The 17,496-nt window shown below is 70.5% G+C and carries 16 protein-coding genes; 1 reads left to right on the forward strand and 15 read right to left on the reverse strand.

Annotation, left to right across the window (positions count from 1 at the left end):
- Positions 1-132: 132 nt before the first annotated feature.
- From ACYC1Z_RS01210 to glnA, 12 genes are all read right to left on the reverse strand, one after another.
- Positions 133-2,367 carry a M6 family metalloprotease domain-containing protein gene (locus ACYC1Z_RS01210; RefSeq protein WP_461407731.1) on the reverse strand — a complete coding sequence of 745 codons (2,235 nt, stop codon included), beginning with the start codon at positions 2,365-2,367 and terminating at the stop codon, positions 133-135.
- A gap of 10 nt (positions 2,368-2,377) precedes the next feature.
- Positions 2,378-3,799, reverse strand: coding sequence for a peptidoglycan DD-metalloendopeptidase family protein (locus tag ACYC1Z_RS01215; RefSeq protein ID WP_461407732.1), 1,422 nt, complete (start codon positions 3,797-3,799; stop codon positions 2,378-2,380).
- A gap of 36 nt (positions 3,800-3,835) precedes the next feature.
- Entirely contained in the window at positions 3,836-4,123 is a 288-nt protein-coding gene (locus ACYC1Z_RS01220; RefSeq protein WP_461407733.1) for a hypothetical protein, read from the reverse strand.
- Positions 4,124-4,452: 329 nt separating this feature from the next.
- Positions 4,453-5,208, reverse strand: a complete 756-nt coding sequence (locus ACYC1Z_RS01225; RefSeq protein WP_461407734.1) for a PIG-L deacetylase family protein — start codon at positions 5,206-5,208, stop codon at positions 4,453-4,455.
- Positions 5,209-5,217: 9 nt separating this feature from the next.
- Positions 5,218-7,473, reverse strand: a complete 2,256-nt coding sequence (locus tag ACYC1Z_RS01230; protein WP_461407735.1) for a glycosyltransferase — start codon at positions 7,471-7,473, stop codon at positions 5,218-5,220.
- Positions 7,470-8,219, reverse strand: a complete 750-nt coding sequence (locus tag ACYC1Z_RS01235) for a glycosyltransferase (protein ID WP_461407736.1) — start codon at positions 8,217-8,219, stop codon at positions 7,470-7,472. Before ACYC1Z_RS01235 ends, ACYC1Z_RS01230 begins: the two co-directional genes overlap by 4 nt.
- 99 nt (positions 8,220-8,318) lie before the next feature.
- Positions 8,319-8,489, reverse strand: coding sequence for a hypothetical protein (locus tag ACYC1Z_RS01240; protein ID WP_461407737.1), 171 nt, complete (start codon positions 8,487-8,489; stop codon positions 8,319-8,321).
- Positions 8,490-8,736: 247 nt separating this feature from the next.
- Positions 8,737-10,209, reverse strand: a complete 1,473-nt coding sequence (locus ACYC1Z_RS01245) for a sensor histidine kinase (RefSeq protein ID WP_461407738.1) — start codon at positions 10,207-10,209, stop codon at positions 8,737-8,739.
- Positions 10,206-10,892 carry a response regulator transcription factor gene (locus ACYC1Z_RS01250; RefSeq protein WP_461407739.1) on the reverse strand — a complete coding sequence of 229 codons (687 nt, stop codon included), beginning with the start codon at positions 10,890-10,892 and terminating at the stop codon, positions 10,206-10,208. The genes ACYC1Z_RS01245 and ACYC1Z_RS01250 overlap by 4 nt, the downstream gene beginning before the upstream one ends.
- A gap of 412 nt (positions 10,893-11,304) precedes the next feature.
- Positions 11,305-11,703 carry a hypothetical protein gene (locus ACYC1Z_RS01255; RefSeq protein WP_461407740.1) on the reverse strand — a complete coding sequence of 133 codons (399 nt, stop codon included), beginning with the start codon at positions 11,701-11,703 and terminating at the stop codon, positions 11,305-11,307.
- A gap of 225 nt (positions 11,704-11,928) precedes the next feature.
- Complete coding sequence (locus ACYC1Z_RS01260) at positions 11,929-12,552, reverse strand: phosphatase PAP2 family protein (RefSeq protein ID WP_461407741.1); 624 nt, start codon at positions 12,550-12,552, stop codon at positions 11,929-11,931.
- 430 nt (positions 12,553-12,982) lie between these two features.
- Entirely contained in the window at positions 12,983-14,407 is a 1,425-nt protein-coding gene (gene glnA / locus ACYC1Z_RS01265) for a type I glutamate--ammonia ligase (protein WP_461407742.1), read from the reverse strand.
- 199 nt (positions 14,408-14,606) lie between these two features.
- Here glnA and ACYC1Z_RS01270 point away from each other — a divergent pair, with 199 nt between their 5' ends.
- On the forward strand, positions 14,607-14,975 hold the full coding sequence (locus tag ACYC1Z_RS01270; RefSeq protein ID WP_461407743.1) for an RDD family protein: 369 nt from the start codon (positions 14,607-14,609) through the stop codon (positions 14,973-14,975).
- Positions 14,976-15,002: 27 nt separating this feature from the next.
- On the opposite strand, the gene ACYC1Z_RS01275 is transcribed toward ACYC1Z_RS01270, so the two are convergent.
- From ACYC1Z_RS01275 to lipB, 3 genes are all read right to left on the reverse strand, one after another.
- Entirely contained in the window at positions 15,003-15,719 is a 717-nt protein-coding gene (locus ACYC1Z_RS01275; RefSeq protein ID WP_461407744.1) for a DUF4191 domain-containing protein, read from the reverse strand.
- Positions 15,720-15,831: 112 nt separating this feature from the next.
- Positions 15,832-16,830 (reverse strand): lipoyl synthase, encoded by a 999-nt coding sequence (gene lipA / locus ACYC1Z_RS01280; protein ID WP_461407745.1) that lies wholly within the window; start codon positions 16,828-16,830, stop codon positions 15,832-15,834.
- Positions 16,831-16,910: 80 nt separating this feature from the next.
- Positions 16,911-17,496, reverse strand: a 586-nt coding sequence (gene lipB, locus ACYC1Z_RS01285; RefSeq protein ID WP_461407746.1) for a lipoyl(octanoyl) transferase LipB, incomplete at its 5' end; no start/stop codon positions are given.

Genomic DNA, 17,496 nt, shown 5'->3' on the forward strand with positions numbered 1-17,496 from the left:
GCGGGAGACGGTGGTGCGTCGTCGGTGCGACGTCCCGTCGGGCAGGTGGACTGCGCGTCCGATCCAGTCGTCGTGTGTCGCGATGGTCGCCTCCGGGTCTTCGGGGGCAGGGGGATCGGTCAACGGGATCGGTCAACGACCGATGCTCAGGGCCCAACGTTCGAGCACGCCGGTGTCGTGGCGGGCGGTGTCGCGCACGCGCAGCACCCAGGCCCCGCGCACCGGCGTGCCGGCCAGGGTGGCGAGCCCCGGTGTCGTCGTCATGTCGAAGGTCGCACGCAGGTCGTCGGCGGCGCCGCCGGTGCGCTCGCGCAGCACCACCACCGGTCCGGCCGGGGGCACGAGGTCGACGGTGAGGTCACCGACGAAGGTGTGGCGGATCTCGACCTCGACCCGGACCGTGCGCACCGTGCCGCCCTCCGCGACGTCGATGCGGTCCTCGATGCCGGCGGGGGAGGCGTCCGGGATGGCGGTGCCCGGAAGGGACCGCACCTCCACCGGTCCGTCGGCGGGCGCTGTGCGGGCCTCGATGCGCCACCGGTCCAGGCGCCCGGTGTCCCGGCGGACGTGGTCGACCACGTGGAGCATCCACGCGCCGGCCGCGGGGCGCCCCACCAGCGTCGCGAGCGGCGAACCGGGCGCGTCCGAGTCGTACCGGGCGTGCAGGTCGTCGGCGGAGCCACCGGTCCGGGTGCGCAGCACCGCCTCGGTGCCGCCCGGGTCGATCAGGGTGGCGGTGAGGTCGCCGATCCATGGGTGGATCAGGTCCACCTCCACGGTCAGCCCGGTGAGTACGCCGGGCGCGGCGAGCTCCAGGATGCTGCGGGCGCCGTCGGGGTCGTCGTCGGGGATGAGCAGGTCCGCCACCGTCTCCGCGGTGGACGCGGGCGCCGTCGGAAGCAGGCCGGTGCGGAAGGAGATGGTGGCCCCGGGGCCGGTGACCGCCGAGATCACCAGCCCCGACCCCGTCCCGTCCCACATGCGTGAGCTCGGCGTCGTGGAGTCGGCGAGCGCGACGCCGGGGTCGGCACCGTACAGGTCGGTGGCGTCACCGAGGTTGCTGCCGTGCTCGAGGTCGAGGTGCCCGTCGCTCTGCAGCAGCGCGACCTGGTAGTGGCGCTCGCGCGTGCCGTCCTCCCACTCGTTCGACCCGAGCGTGTCGCAGTGGTACACCGCCAGCCCACTGGCGGGAAGGGCGGCATCCTGCCCGGTGGCGGTGCGGTTCTCGACGAGGAAGTACTCGTTCGGGCGGGGCGTGTCGTACTTGTGCACCCGTCTGGACTCCCCGGCGGCGACCGTGTACTGCGCGGGCGACGCGAGGGACACGTGCTCGTCGTACCAGGCGACCAGGTCGCGCAGGTACGCGCACACGGCGGACGGCTGGCGCCCGCCCCCGAGGTGGTTGCCCGCCCCCATGAGGCAGTAGTAGCCGATCCCCGAGCTCTCCTCGAGGTCGCCGTCGCGCTCGCCGTAGTCGTACAGGTCCGGGAACCGGCACAGCAGGTGCCCGCTCTCGTGGCAGATGGTGCCGATGCTCAGGTCGACGGGGGAGCGGCCCATGCTGGTGAGCATGTAGAAGTTCGTCCGGACGTTGCCGAACGTGAGGCGGCGCTCGGCATTGTGGGGCCACAGTTCCCCCTGATACAGGGTGCGGCCGGCGTAGAGGAAGTTCACGGCGTCGACCACGCCCTCCCCGCGCGAGTCGAAGTCGGCCAGGTTCACGCCGAGGTCGTTCACCGCCGCCGTCAGGGCGGGCTGGACGAGACTGTTCGCCACGTAGTGCGCCTGCGGCATCGGCAGCGTGACCGGGCCGACGACGACGTTGCGGTAGTCGAGCTTCCCGGCCGACATGGCCAGGAAATAGTCCCGCACCGACCCGGAGTTGCCATTGCGCCGGTAGCCCTCGTCGTTGAGCATGGCGGCGACGTCGGCGCTGGTCACGGTCGAGGCCAGGTCCGCGAACTGCACCAGCACGGTCAGGCCCCGGACCTGGCCCGCGCTGACCCGGCGCCCGGGCAGCAGGCCTCGGTTGGCGCCGAAGGTCCTGGTCAGGCCGGGCACCTCGGGCGGGCGGGGGCGCAGCGTGTCGTGGCGGGCACGGATGGCCGCCGCGCGCACACCCGGGGACTCCTTCAGGTGCATGCGGACCCCGGGCGGGACCGGCTTGGTCACCGGCACCCCGGAGGAGACCAGGTGGCCCACGGCGAGCAACGCGTAGCACCACAGCGCACGGTCGGCGTCGAACACCGCCGTGCACCCGGCGGGCGTCTCGTACCGCGCCCGCATCTCGTCGCCGTACACCACCAGCTCCACGGTGGTGCCGTCTCCCTGGGGGAACGTCAGCCGCTCCCCGAAGATCGCGCTCATGGTCAACTCCTCACATGCCAGGCAGGTTGTCGACCCCGGGGGTGACCCCGAAGCGCCGGAAGGTGATGCGGGGGTTCTCGTGGGAGCTCCCGCCGGCGGTGCGCCACGTCTCGAAGTGCAGGTGAGGGCCGGTGACGTTGCCGGTGGCGCCCATCTCGCCGATGTGCTGTCCGCGGACGACGTGCTGGCCGGGAGCGACGAGGATCCTGGACAGGTGCCCGTAGAACGTCGCACCACCGCGGTCGCTGCGGATGCTGATGGCGTTGCCGGACCGGCCGGGCTCGATGTTCGCCCCCACCTCGACGACCGTGCCGTCGAACGCGGCGAGGATGTCCGTCCCGGTCGCGTTCGCGATGTCGATCCCCGAGTGGAACACATTGCCGAGGAGCTTGCGCGGACCGTACTCCGACGTGATCCGGCCGACGGCGGGGTTGACCATCGTGGGCGGCTCGAGGGCCTTGTTGGCGCCCACGCGCACCGCCACCCGGTTGAGCGCCCCCTGCAGGGCCTTGATCGTCATCTTGCCGCGGTCGCCGTCGTTGCTCCCCCGGTACAGGTTCAGGCTCGCGAGGAAGCGTTGCTCGGCCTTGGTGGAGACCTTGCCGAAGTCGCCGTCGATACGGCCGGAGTAGAAGCCCAGCTGCGCCAGGAAGCTCTGGTAGGCCTTGAACAGCACGGGCCCGGCGACGGCCCGCCTGCCCTGGTTCTCCTCGATCGCGCCGCGGTAGTGACCGGTTGCGGCGAGCGCGCGTTCCTGCTCGGTGATGGTGCGGTGGGCGTAGTCGCCGTCGACGAACAGGGCGAGGAAGGATGCGACCCTGCCGCGCTCGACCGCCGTCCGCTCGCCGGCGCCGGGGACCTCGATGCCGTGCGCGTCCATGGCCGCCCGGTAGGCGGTCAGGAAGCGTTGCCAGTCGAAGTCGGCGCCGGGCTCGGGGCGCCCGTCCGGGTCGGCGTCGCCGTGGCCGATGAAGCCTGGCCGGCGGGCCTCGGCCTCGTCCAGGGTCAGCCGCCGCGCCGGGACGACGATGCCGAGCTCGTCGAAGCACCACCGTGCGGCGTCGGCGGCGGCCGCCGCCAGGTTGTCCACGATGTCTTCCCGGTGCTGCTGGGGCAGCCCGTTCCACTCGGCCGCGGTGCTCGCCGCCGCGATGTGGATCGCCCAGTTGTTCAGCGATCCGATGCCCCACGTCTCGGCGTCGTACCGGGCGAGCTGGAGGCGGGACTCGGCGTCGCAGACCGCGTGGTAGGACCCGAAGTCCTCGCGGGTGAGGAGGAACCGGGCGACGCCGTCGACGCCGGCACCGACGCCGACGGGCCGGTTCTCGGCGGTGTGCAGACCGATGGTGCCGGACGCCGTCGCGAAGTTTCGGCGGGGAAAGCCGTACTGCGGTACGGCCTGGGGGTTGAGCTCGAATACGGTGAGCGGCATGGGGATCGCCTCCTGGTACGGGATGGGGGTCGCCTGTCAGGCACGGATGGTCTCGATGACGAGCTCCTCGGTCCCCCGGTGATCGGCCGAGAGGCCCGGCGGTGCGCCGAGCGAGATGCCCCGTTCGCCTCGGGTGACCGCCGGCGGGCAGCGACGAGGAGACGCCGAAGCCCTGCGGCAGTCCCAGCAGCGCGCAGCACAGCCGGGTCGCGGACGCATGCCGGCCCCGACGGCGGCGCAGCCGTTCCGGCAGCCGGCCAGGGCGGACACCGGCGGGAAGTACTCGTCGATGGCGACGAGGAACGCGAAGATCGTGCGGGCCATCGCACTCGCCTCCCACCGCACTGCACCACGCCGCACAGCCGGTGTGGCCAGTGTGGCGCAGATCGGGGCGCTGCGGAATACCCGTAGCGGAGCAGGAACAACTGCTGGGCATCGCGGAGATCGGTGCGGTCCGCGCCACCAATCCTGCCCCGCACCGTCGCCGACATCTTGCCCGCGATCGTGGCCGGCACGTGCACGTGCTCTGCGACTTCGGTCACCTCATCGGGTACCTATGGCAGGCCACCTGGTCCCTCCACTCCGAAGGCGACCCGGCCACCGAGGCGCCCGTTGGGGACGCGCACCCAAACCATGTCGCCTCACCACGTGCTTCAGTACACCTCGTGGAACCACTCGGTGCCGAGCACCCGTCTGGCCAGCGGTCGAGGTAGGGCGAGGAGGACCGCGAGAGTGCGCACGCCTCCCCGGGTCTGGGAGGCGTGCGCTGCCAGTGCCGCGCGCTTGGCCGCAAGCTGATCCCGGACGTCGACACTCATCGTCAGGTCCGTTGGGGAGGAGAAGATGTCATCGCCGGGAAGCGTGAGGCCAGGCAGCAGCCTCGCGAAGGGCCGACCCACCCGCAGCAGCCGCACCAGCCAGGTGTGGTCGAGTGTTGCCTCCAGCAGTCGCGGCCGACGTCGGGCGAGAGTCTGCGCGGCTCGTGCGACCAGGTGGAGGTGTACGTGATCGGGGTGCCCGTATCCGCCGTTGGCGTCGTACCCGGTGAGGGTGTCGGCGTCTTCCTCGTCGATGATCGCGGCGACGGTCTGGGCTGCCTGCTCGACGGGGGTGTCGATGAAGCGACCGGGCCCCTGGGTCGGGGCGTCTGCCATGCCGGAGTCGACGTAACCGAGCCAGGCAACTCGCGCCGCGCCGAGTGCCCGGGCCGAGGCTGTCGCTTCGCCGCGGCGACGCTGCCCGAGCGAGGTGGACGGGGAGCGGTCGGCGGCCGAGGTGAGCCCGGCGTCACCGTCGGTCGCGAACACCAGGACGACGCGGTCGCCGGCGGCGGAGCGTTGGGCGAGCCAGCCGCCCGCGAGGAGGGCTTCGTCGTCGGGGTGGGCGTGCAGGGAGATGATGGTCGCCACGATTCGTCCTCAGGCTCGTGCCGCAATGGGCGCTGCGGGTTCCGCCACCGGCGTGGCGCCCGCGACACAGCGGGCGGCTTGCCGGTAGAGCGCCTCGGTGTGCGTGAGGACGTCGCTCCAGTCGTGTCGCGGTGCGACTCGATGGTTGTGCATGCTGATGCTGTTCAGCAACGCGTGATCGGTGATCAGGTCGACGATCGCGACGACCATCTCGGTGTCGTTGGCCACGAGCATCCCGTCGACGCGGTCGCGGATGAACTCGCTGACGCCGCTGCGGCCGTTCCCGATGACGGGCAGGCCGGCGCAACGTGCCTCGAGTGCGGCGATTCCGAACGATTCCCTGGGGGATGGGGCGATGTAGATCGACGAAGCCCGCAGCTCGTCGAGCACCTCTCGTCGCGGAATCCGGCCGGTGATGCGCACATCCTGGGAGAGTCCGTGGCGTTGCACGTAGCGTTCGATTCGCTGGCGCAGCGGCCCGTCGCCGACGATGACGAGCTTCAGGTCATGATCGGGAAGGAGGCGGCGGACCTCGGCGAACATCTTGAGCAGTGCCAGCGGGCGTTTGCGGGGCATGAGACGCATGACGCTCACCAAGATGGTCGGCCTCTCGTCGGCTGTCGCCGGTGCCTCGCACTGCCGGTCTCGCTGGGAGGGCCGCCAGGTGGCGACGTCGATCGCGTTGGGTAAGACGGCGACGTCGGCGTCGCCCAGCGACCGGCGGAAGGTCTCGGCCGCGGCAGTGCTGACCGCGGACCAGGCGACGGGCCAGCGGTGGAGGGAGGCGAGTGCGACCAGCCGGAGGAGTCCGCCGGCACCTGCCCACATCGAGTGCACGGTGATCAGGGTGGGGATGCCGGCGGCCGTCGCGGCGCGGGCGACGGCAACGCCGTAGGGCGACCACATGGAGATGTGGATGTGGACGACGTCGTACTCGGTGACGGCGCTGCGCGCCCCAGCGGCGGGTATGCGACGCACCCATGCCGGGTCGGGGCCGCTGCCTGCGGTGGGGGTGAGCACGTGCGCATCGAGGCCGGCTGCGCGCTGGTGGCGGACGAGGTCGTCGACGTGGGTCTCGATCCCACCCAAGCGCGGCAGGAAGACGTCGGTGACGTGGGCGATCCGGCGGATCGACCACACCGAATCATTCGCCGGCTTGGGAACTCGGCGCTGCGCGAGGAACCAGATCCCGAGGACCCCACCGCCGACGGGGATCTCGACGGCGAAGATGAACAGGCGATACAGCACCGCCGCAGCGGTGACTCCGGCCGGGTCGCCGCCCAGGGCCACCAGCACGCCGACCAGGCCGAGATCCGCGACACCGACACCGCCCGGGGTGAGGGGGACGATCGTGAACAGCCGTTCCACGGCGAACCCGGCAAGCACTTCGGACCATGTGCTTCCAGCCCCAGTCAACTGGAGGCAGAACCCGAGCAAGAGCCCTTGCAGCGCGACGTACCCGCAGATGCCGGCCGTCATCCGAACCCATCCGGCGGAGACCAGCCCTGCGCATTCACGGCGGACATCATCGAGCAGATCCGGGATTCCCAGGGTGCGGTCGCGGCCGATCAACCGCAGCGCGAGGCGCAGCGCCCGTTCGATCCCGTGCCCGAGCAGTCCGGTTCCTCTCGGGCTGAGGAGCAGCACGGCAGCGAAGCTCGCGAGCCCAGCGAAGCCGGCACCGGCGAGCAGCGACGTGGTCTTGAGCTGCGGCGTGACTGTCTCACCTGCGCGAGCGAGCACGATGACACCGACGATGGGCAGGATCAGCTTGGAGCCGACGTCCCACAGGTTGGTCAGGACGGTGTAGCCGGTGAACGAGCGGATGTCGATGCCCCAGGCCCTCATCATCCGGCGGTTGAGCTCGACCCCGGCGGCTCCGCCCAAGGGCACCACGTTGGCGACGGCGCTGCCGGTCACGTTGAGGGTCAGGGCACGCCGGTGGGTGAGGGCGGGCGCTGCCGCGGTCAGGACGAAGGAGTGGACCACGAGCCCGAGAAACCACAGGCCCACGAGGGCGAGGAGGGCTGGCCAATGCACGGCTCGCAGCACCGGGAGCACGCCGTGCCTGGGGACGTCGACGGCCCGGGGCAGGGCAACCGCGACCAGGGCGAGCGCCAGGAGCCAGGACGCGAGGAACCGCAAGCGTCCCCACACCGGCGAACGGCGCGAGACGGGACGCGCCGGTGCGCCGAGCGCGTCGGCCGAGTGCTCGGCGCTGCCCGTCACGGTCATCGGTGTCGCCCGCTGGTCGACTGTGCTCACGGGATCCTCACCGGGGCGTTGGTGCGGTGCGTGATCTCGCGGATCCGCCACCGCAGCACGTGGGCGGCCGCCTCGGGACTCATCGTGGACGCCCCGGCGGTGCGCTCGGGGAACGTGATCGGATGCTCGGCGACCGGCAAGCCGAGGCGTTCGCTGCGCCAGGTGTTCTGCACCTGGAATCCATCGCCGTTGGATGCGGTGTGCAGGACCCCGACCGCGACCAGTGCCTCGGAATGCAGGGCCCGGAACCCCGAGGTGGTGTCTCGCGTGGATAGACCGAGCAGGCAGCGTGCATGGAAGGTGGCGCACGACGGCAGGACCTGCTGGAGAAGCGGCCGGCGAAGCGGCCAGGTCTCGGTGGCGCCGCCACGGACATCCCAGGAGCCGAGCACGAGATCGTGCATGAGCAGCAGCGCGAGCATGGCCGAAACCGCGGCGACCGGGTGGGGGCCGTCGGCGCCGATCTGGACGGCAGCGTCGTAGCCGTGCGCGATGGCTGCGACGACACCGGCACGATACGCAGTCCCGAGGCCGTCCTCGGACGTGCGGGTGAGCAGGGTGAGCCAGTCCCCGAAGCCCTGGGAAGCGCGCACCAGGGCCGCGGTGCGGTCGGACCTGTTGTCGTCGACGACGAGGACGGCGATCGCGGTGTGCTGAGCGGTGGCACTGGGCACCTCGAGGGCCGCCAGCAGTCCGGGGAGGGAGGTGGCCTCGTCATAGGTCGGACTGACGATCACGCAACGCATGGCCGAACAGTAGGCGGGGCCCGATGAAGCAAGCATGAAGCCGCAACCCACCTGGATCGGTCAGGCCTCCCGGCACCGGGCCGAGGACGGTCGACGACGTCAGCCGATGGTCCGCGGGGCCAGCCGCCAGGCCAGGCCACGGATTGTGGCGGTCACGCCGACGTGGAGGCTGGCGGACGCCTCGACCCGCGCGAACGCCGCGCCGGCATGCGGGTGCGCGTGCAGAAGGTTGGGTTGGGTCATGTAGGGGGCCCGGGTGTCCTGGATCATCGTGTACGGCAGTCCGGCGACGTCACCCGGCGCGGCGGGGAACCGCCCTAGCCAGCGGCCACCGCCGGCGGACGGCCGCTCACACCCGCGCCGCGCGAAACCACGCCGCTCGCGGTGAATCGCCGTCCGTCCTGGGCGGTTGGACGCTCGCTTGCTGGAGGGCGCTCACGTGCTCATCTCCATCACCTCGGGAACGTAGGGGCCCGGGCATGAAGACCGGAAGTGCTGCCGCACCCCAGGTCCGTGGCTACGCCACAGGTGCCGCCACGGAGGCATCGGCCGGTTCGCGTGCGGTCGGTAGCAGCACTGTGACCGTCATCGCCGACCCGTGGGTACACGGCACCGGGATGGGGCGGCCTTTCGTGGAGTGCTGCCCCTGGTGACACAGCCGTAGCTCACCGTTCGCCCCGGTGACCAGCGCGACGACAAGCGAGAGCCCAAGGCCTGAACCGGGTCGAGGCCGCGCGTCATCGGCTCGTGCGAAGCGTTGGGTCGCCGTCGTCAGCAGCGCAGGTGGCATGCCGGCGCCGGAGTCTGCGACCACCAGACGGGCCCATCCCGGCGCCGGCTCGTCGATGCTCACCTCGACCGGCGGCGCCCCGTGGACGGCGGCGTTGTCGAGGAGATTGGTGACCACCCGCTCCAGCTCGAAGTCGGCCACCAGCACCGGCAGGGGGTGCTCGGGAAGCGTGACGGTGAGGTTGCCGGCGTGCTCGGGATCGGCGCGGCGCCGATGGTTGATCGTGCGGCTGGCAATGGTCACGAGGTCGCTGTGCGCGGACGTGTGGCTCCCGTCCACCCGGCCGAGTTGCAGGAGCTGGTCTGAGAGCGCGGCGAGCCGATCGAGGTCGACCTTGAGTTCGGTGAGGATTCGTTCGTGCTCGGCCGGGCTGCGGGGCCGGCGAAGGGCCAGTTGGATCCGGCTGGTGAGCAGCGTGATAGGGGTGCGAAGCTCGTGGCTGGCCTCGGTGACGAACTGGCGCTCCCGGTCAAGAGCGCCCTCGAGGGTGGTGAGCATGTCGTTGAAGGTGTGCCCGAGACGGGTGATCTCGTCATCGCGCAGGGGCGGAACGTCGAGCCGCAGACTGGTGTTACCGGCCGCGATCACCTCGGCGCGGCGCCGATACCGTTCGACCGGGCGCAGCGCGGCCCGGGCCAGCCGCTCGCCAACCAGGGCAGTGATGACCAGTGCGCCGAACCCGGCGAGGGTGAGTTGGACGAGGAGTTCCCGCAGGGCCTCGTCGCGGTAATCGCGACGGACCCCGACCAGCAGATAGCGCTGTGGATTCTGCGACAGTTGGACCACCTGCACGCGATACGGCTCGGCCGAGACGGGCAGGAACTTCCCGACGTCGAAGGGGCGAGGCGTCGTGGTCACTCGGTCCAGCTGCCGCACGCTCAGGAGGGCGGTCGCAGCCGCCGGACCTCCATGGTCGAGGATGGCACCGTCCGTGTCCAGCACCTGCCATGCCACGCCGGTGGCATCTGCCGCCGATCGGCTGCGCACATGTCCGTCGGACTGAACCAGCGGATCGAGTGTCTGACTGGCTTGAGTGAGCTCGGTGTCGATCCCGCGGTCCAAGGCATCCTCGACGCGCAAGTACACGAAGACCCCTGCCGCGATGAGTACCACGAGGCTCGCCGCGGAGAAGCCGGCGACGAGGCGGACCCGCAGCGGTAGCCGCGAGAGCCGTGAGGGTCGTGAGGGCAGCTTGCTCATCGTTTCGCGACCGGGTTTTCGAGCCGGTAGCCAATTCCTCGCAGGGTGGCGATGGTGTCGGTGCCGAACGGCTTGTCGATCTTGCCGCGAATGGCGGCGAGGTGGACGTCGATGACGTTGCTGCGCAGGTCCGTCTCGCCGTCCCAGACCTCGTCGAGGATCGTTCGCCTGGTCACCACCTGTCCGGCGTGCGAGGCCAGCAGGTAGAGGATGTCGAACTCGCGCGTGGACAAGCTGATGTCAACGCCGCCTCGGGAGACCCGGCGAGCTACCGGGTCCACCACCAGAGCACCGATCTGCACCGGTGCCTCACCGCTGAAGCCGCCACGGCGGTACAGCGCGCGTAGCCGGGCCAGGAGCTCGTCGAGGTCGAAGGGCTTGGGTAGGTAGTCGTCGACACCCGCATCGAGACCGTCGATGCGGTCGCGCACGTCACCACGGGCGGTGAGCATCAGGATCGGCGTCGCCATCCCGATCCCTCGCAGGCGTCGTGCCACCGTGACGCCGTCCATGCCGGGCAGCATCCAGTCCATGAGCGCCACGTCGAAGCCCGTATCGGTCAGGAGCCGGTCGTAGGCGACGCGGCCGTTGTGCACGACGTCGACCTGCCACCCGGCCTCGGCCAGCGACTCCTCGAGCAGGCCGGCCAGGCGGATGTCGTCCTCGGCAACCAGGATCCTCATCGCGTCGTCTCGTCTTGGCGTTGCCCGATGTGCCAGTCGCCCTCACTCACCTGCTCAACGTAGTGCCGCTCCAGGTGCTGCTGCGCCTTGTCGGCATCCAGCCCCACGTGTCGAGGCTGTCGCCAGCCACTACGGCTGCGGGCGACGATGTCGGGATGCCACAACCCGACCACCACCCCGCCGGAGGCTTCATCGATCTCGCTCGCCCCACCGGCGAGGGCGCCGCACGCCGCGCACCTGCGAGCACCGCGACACCTGGTGGGGTCACCCCAGCCGCCGTCCCGCTGGTCGATCCGAGGTGGGCTGCCACACGGAGAACAACCAGAGCAGCAGCGGAGGCCGGCCGTCCCACCAGTCGCCGTCCAGTGACTGGCCCTGGCTCCAGTGCTGGGCAAGTAGCCAGAACCCGCTCTCATCCGAGGTCAACGGGCTGTCCAGGAACGGCACCCACGTAGCCGTCGTGAGCAGTGCCGCGAACAGCAATCCCGAGGTTGCCCAGCCCCCGTTTGCTGACGCGTGCGCCCGGTTCGGCGGCGGGCATCGCCCGAGCCGGTCGGGACGCGTGGTCGCTGACGAGTGTCGAGGGAACAGCCTCAGCCATACTTCCAGATGCGTCGTCGCCGTCCGCGTCACCGACCGTGACCGGACCAGCAGGAGAGGTGTGGTCGCCGGCGCGCGCCCGGCGACGGTGGATCGCTCGTGCGCTGTAGCGCATCGCACTCACCCCGAGTGGGACGCCGATGCCCACGACCGAGATGTCGTGCTCGACGGTGTGTCCGCTGTTCCTGGCGAGGTATCCGGTGAGGACCATCGTCGCGGCCCCACAGGGCGCCGCCCGCGCCAGTGACGCCGGCAGTCCATCACTGCGGCCAGGGGGACGTGGCTTTGGCTGGCCCCCACGCCGCCCAGGAGCACCGCCATCTCGCCGGGGAAGATCAGCCCAGGACGGCCGAGGACTCCAGGGCCGGCCGAGCGAACACCACCGACAGCGCGAGCTACGCCGGAGTCGCCAGCCGATGCTCGATCAGCCCGGTCATCACGCACTCCTCGGGGCTGTGGTCAGCAGGGCTCTCACGGGTGTGCATGCCAGCCACTCCACCAGCCGCACCACGAGCGGCCGAGCGGTGAGGTAGGACGCCACCGCGACGATTGCCCCGACCAGCAGACCGGCCGCGACGTCGAGCGGGAAGTGTGCGCCGATGTAGACGCGGGTGAACGCCATCATGAGGGCAAGTGCGGCCGTGACGATCCCGAGGCGACGGTGCACGAGCAGCACTCCGGCCGCCACGGCTCCGGCCATGACGGCGTGGTCGCTCGGAAAAGAGTAGTCGCTGCTCCGCGAGCCCAGGATCAGCGCGTGCGGGAGCACCGTATAGGGGCGCGGTTCGGCCACGGCAGCGACGAGGAACTGATTGACTCCGAGCGCCACGAGGGCGCCGATGGGAGCCCACAAGGCAGCGGTGACTCGTCGCAGGTCCCCGTTGCGGCGTACCAGCCACCACGACAGCAGGAGCAGAGCGGCGAACAGCCCCACACCGTACCCGGCGTACAACAGTGCCGGGGTGTGCAGCCACGGCGTGATGCGCACCAAGTGGTTGACCGCTGTGAACCAGTCTTCCTGGGCCTGGGCTAACACCACGGATCCAGTGCTCGCGCTCACGAGTTCGTCCCCCATCCTGCTGACTCAGGGCCGGCATCCGGACGAACCGTAGGCAGGGCCACATGAAGCAGCCATGAAGCCCTGAGGAATGGCCTGGGTTGCCAGCATCACCCTGCTCGGGTACCACCGATGACCACCCGGGGCGGTGGGCGCTGGTCATCGGCTCTCGAAGATCTGTGCGGTTGTCACCCTCGGGGGCGACGACGTCCCTGCACTCATCGCGGCCAGCGACTGCATCGTGCAGAACGCCGGCCGGGACGAGTTCGATCGTGAACGGACTTGGGCACACGCTGCTGGGGCGGTTCTGGGGACGCGCGGGGGACACACGCGAACGAAAAACGACCCCTGACGCTTGGAAGACGTTGGAAGGTGTCTTCGCGGGTCAGGGGCCGTTTCAGGCACCTACGAGCGGCTCTCGGGCCACGCGGGATCAGAGGTCGTAGTAGAGCTCGAACTCGTGCGGGTGCGGGCGCTGGCGCAGCGGGTCGATCTCGTTGGTCCGCTTGTAGGCGATCCACGTCTCGATGAGGTCCGCGGAGAACACGTCGCCCTCGGTGAGGAAGTCGTGGTCGGCCTCGAGCGCCTCGAGTGCCGCCGAGAGCGAGTCGGGGAGCTGGGCGATCTGGGCATGCTCCTCGGGCGGCAGCTCGTAGAGGTCCTTGTCGATCGGGTCCGCGGGCTCGATCCGGTTCTTGATGCCGTCGAGGCCGGCCATGAGCATGGCGGCGAAGGCGAGGTAGGGGTTGGCCGAGGGGTCCGGCACCCGGTACTCGACGCGCTTGGCCTTGGGGGAGGAGCCGGTGACCGGGATGCGGATGCAGGCGGACCGGTTACGGGCCGAGTACACGAGGTTCACCGGCGCCTCGAAGCCCGGCACCAGTCGGTGGTACGAGTTCACGGACGGGTTCGTGAAAGCCAGCAGCGCGGGGGCGTGGTGCAGGAGCCCCCCGATGTACCAGCGCGCGAGGTCCGAGAGCCCGCCGTAGCCGCGCTCGTCGAAGAACAGCGGCTTGCCGTCCTTCCACAGCGACTGGTGGGAGTGCATGCCGGAGCCGTTGTCACCGAAGAGCGGCTTGGGCATGAAGGTGGCGGACTTGCCCGCCTCCCACGCCACGTTCTTGATGACGTACTTGAACTTCATGACGTCGTCGGCCGCCGCCTGCAGCGTGCCGAAGCGGTAGTTGATCTCCTGCTGGCCGGCGGTGCCGACCTCGTGGTGCGCCCGCTCGACCTGCAGGCCCACCTGCTGGAGGACCTCGACCATCTCGTCGCGCAGGTCGGCCATCTGGTCGTTGGGGGAGACCGGGAAGTACCCGCCCTTGTAGCGGGTCTTGTAACCGAGGTTCCCGCCCTCCTCCTCGCGCCCGGTGTTCCACGCGGCCTCGGCCGAGTCGAGGTAGTAGAAGCTGGAGTGCTGGGTCGTCTGGAAGCGCACGTCGTCGAAGACGTAGAACTCCGCCTCCGCGCCGAAGAACACGGTGTCGGCGATCCCCGTGGAGCGTAGGTACGCCTCGGCCTTGGCGGCGATGTTGCGCGGGTCGCGCGAGTACGCCTCGTCGGTGAAGGGGTCCACGATCGAGAAGTTCACGACGAGCGTCTTCTGCTTGCGGAACGGGTCGATGAACGCCGTCGTGACGTCCGGGACGAGCTTCATGTCGGACTCGTGGATCGCCTGGAAGCCGCGGATGGACGAGCCGTCGAACATGAGCCCCTCGGTGAAGGCGTCCTCGTTGAACGCCTCGACGGGGATGCTGAAGTGCTGCATGACGCCCGGCAGGTCGCAGAAGCGGACGTCGACGAACTTGACGCCCTGCTCCTTCGTGAAGGCGATGGCCTCCTCGGCGGTGGAAAACATCCGTGGCTCCTTGGTGTGGACGGTGATGACCGGAACGATGGCGACGCTAGCCAGAGGCCGTTTCCCCCGTGTCACCTGAATGTGTCCGGGATGTTACGCGCCCGCCACGGTGATCGGGACATCGGTCACCGCGGCGGGCCGCGCAGCTGTCGGCCTGACCCGGGCGGGACCGGGGACGCGAGCCGATTAGGCTCCCTACGTGCCTGACTCTTCCACCACCTCGGTCACGCGGCCCGTCGCCGGGCTGGGCCGGCGGATCGCGGCACTGCTCATCGACTGGGCGCTCGCCTCGGCGATCAGCGCCGGCTTCTTCGCCTGGGACGCGATGGTGACCCTCGGCATCTTCGCGCTCATGACGTTCCTGCTGGTGGGCACGCTCAGCGCCACCATCGGGCACGTCGCACTCGGCCTCGGGGTGCGGACCCTCGCGGGCGGACCTGCGGGGCCGGGGCGGGCATTCGTGCGCACGCTGGCACTGTGCCTGGTGATCCCGGCGGTGGTGTGGGGCCGGGACGGCCGCGGCCTGCATGACGTGTGGGCGGGCACCGTCGTCACGCGGGTGCGCTGACGGCGAGGATCCGCCCGACGGCGTGGCTCAGCGGCCGCGCATCCCCTTGCGGTCCGGCCGCGCTTTCATCGGGTCGATGCCCTTGGGGATGGGCATCTTCGTCGCACCGAGCGACTGGAGCCGCTTGCTCACCGCCGCGACCTCGGCCGCCGTGAGCTTGCGGGGCAGCTTCTGGACCGTCTTGACGATCTTGCCGAGCGGCACCTGGCCCTGCTCGTTGCCGTACTCCACGAAGTGGACGGCGACGTTCGGGACGACGCGGCTGACCTTTCGCTTCTCCTCCTCGAGGAGGCGCTTGACGCGGCTGCTGGGCCCCTCGGAGACGAGGACGATGCCGGGCCGGCCGACCATCCGGAACACCAGGTCCTGCGTGCGCGGGTTGATCGCGACGGGCTGCTCCTCGACGTTCCAGCCGCGCCGGATCTCGCCCAGGGCCGCACCGGCGGCCCCGGGCTGCCCGTCGATCTGTGAGTACGCGGACTTCCGGGTCTGCGACGCGAGCACGGTCATCATGACCGTGAGGGCGACGAGGACGCCGAAGAAGCTCAGGTAGATGGGATGGCCCCAGGCGAACCCGATGACGAGGGCGATCGCCATGACCGCCACGAAGATCGCGAGGAGGATCCACGTGATCGACGGGTTGACCCGCCGGGTCAGGACGTACGCGTCCCGGGTGTTGTGGTACCAACGCTGCTTCTTCTGGGGTGCGGCGGAGTCGACGCCGTCGTTCTTCTTGCGGGCCATGATCCCCAAGGGTACCCGGCCGGCGGCGGAGCCCACCGCGCGTGATCCTCCTGCGTTCCGACGGCGGCGTCCATCGCGGGCGGGCATGCTGCGTGCGGGCGCGGCCGATCCGTCAGCGGACGAGCGCGGCGGCCTCCTGGCGCGACGTGGTCGGCTCGGTGAGGTGGGCCAGGTGCGCGGGGACCTCCCGGCCCTTGCGGACCATCGCCCTGCCCCACAGGCGCCCCGCCCGGTAGCTCGAGCGGACCATCGGCCCGGCCATGATGCCCAGGAACCCGATCTCCTCACCGATCTCGGAGAGCTCGACGAACTCCTCGGGCCTGACCCACCGGTCCACCGGATGGTGGCGCACGGAGGGCCGCAGGTACTGGTTGATCGTCAGCAGGTCGCAGCCGGCGTCACGGAGCAGCTGCATCGCGTCGACGACCTCGTCGAACGTCTCGCCCATGCCGAGCATGAGGTTGGACTTGGTGACGAAGCCCGCCTCGGCGGCCGCGGTGAGCACGCCGAGCGACCGCTCGTAGCGGAAGCCGGGCCGGATCCGGCGGAAGATGCTCGGTACCGTCTCGAGGTTGTGCGCCAGCACCTCGGGGCGCGAGGAGAAGACCTCCGCGAGCTGGTCGGGCTTGGCGTCGAAGTCGGGGATCAGCAGCTCGACGCCGGTGCCGGGGTTGAGCTCATGGATCTGCCGCACCGTCTCCGCGTAGAGCCACGATCCGCCGTCCTCGAGGTCGTCGCGGGCGACGCCGGTGATGGTGGAGTACCTCAGGCCCATCTGCTGCACGGACAGTGCCACCTTGCGCGGCTCCATCCGGTCCAGGGGGGAGGGCTTGCCGGTGTCGATCTGGCAGAAGTCGCACCGCCGGGTGCACTGCGAGCCGCCGATGAGGAAGGTGGCCTCGCGGTCCTCCCAGCACTCGAAGATGTTCGGGCAACCCGCCTCCTCGCAGACGGTGTGCAGGCCGCCGCCGTGGACGAGCTGTTTGAGCTCGCGGTACTCCGGGCCCATGGTGGCCTTGGTCTTGATCCACTCCGGCTTGCGCTCGATGGGAGTCTCCGCGTTGCGGGCCTCGACCCGCAGCATGCGGCGTCCCTCAGGTGCGATCGTCACGGTGAGGTACCTCGTTCTCTGGTCGGGTTCAGGGATCGTACGTCGATCGGGCTGCGGTTCGCCCGGGCGTGCTGGGATCGTCAGCCCTGCCGGGCGGTGGCCGGCGCGGCTGCGGCGGTCAGTGGGGTGAGGGCGCCCACGAGCGCCTCCGCCGTCGCGTCGACGATGTCCAGGACGCCGATACGTCGGCCCGCCTCGGCGGTCAGGGAGGTGACGTCGGCGTCGTCGATGCCGCACGGCACGATGCGGTCGTAGGCGTGCAGGTCCGGTTCGGCATTGATCGCGATGCCGTGCATGGTGACGCCCCGGGCCACCCGCACGCCGACGGCGCAGAGCTTGCGGTCCCGGCCGCGCTCGTCGGAGAGCACCCAGACGCCGGACCGGCCCGCCACGCGGGCGGTGGCGACGCCGTAGCCGGCGGCCAGGTTGATCACGGCCTGCTCGAGTGCCCGGACGTAGGCGACGACGTCGACCGGCTCCCGCAGGCGCACGATCGGGTAGGCGACGAGCTGGCCGGGCCCGTGCCAGGTGATGCGCCCACCGCGGTCGACGTCGACCACGGGGGTGCCGTCTGTGGGCCGGTCGCGGGCTCCGGTGCGGCTGCCGGCGGTGTAGACGTCGCTGTGCTCCAGCAGGAGCACCGTGTCCGGCCGGTCCCCGGCGACC

The sequence above is a fragment of the Georgenia sp. genome, from assembly GCF_054605595.1.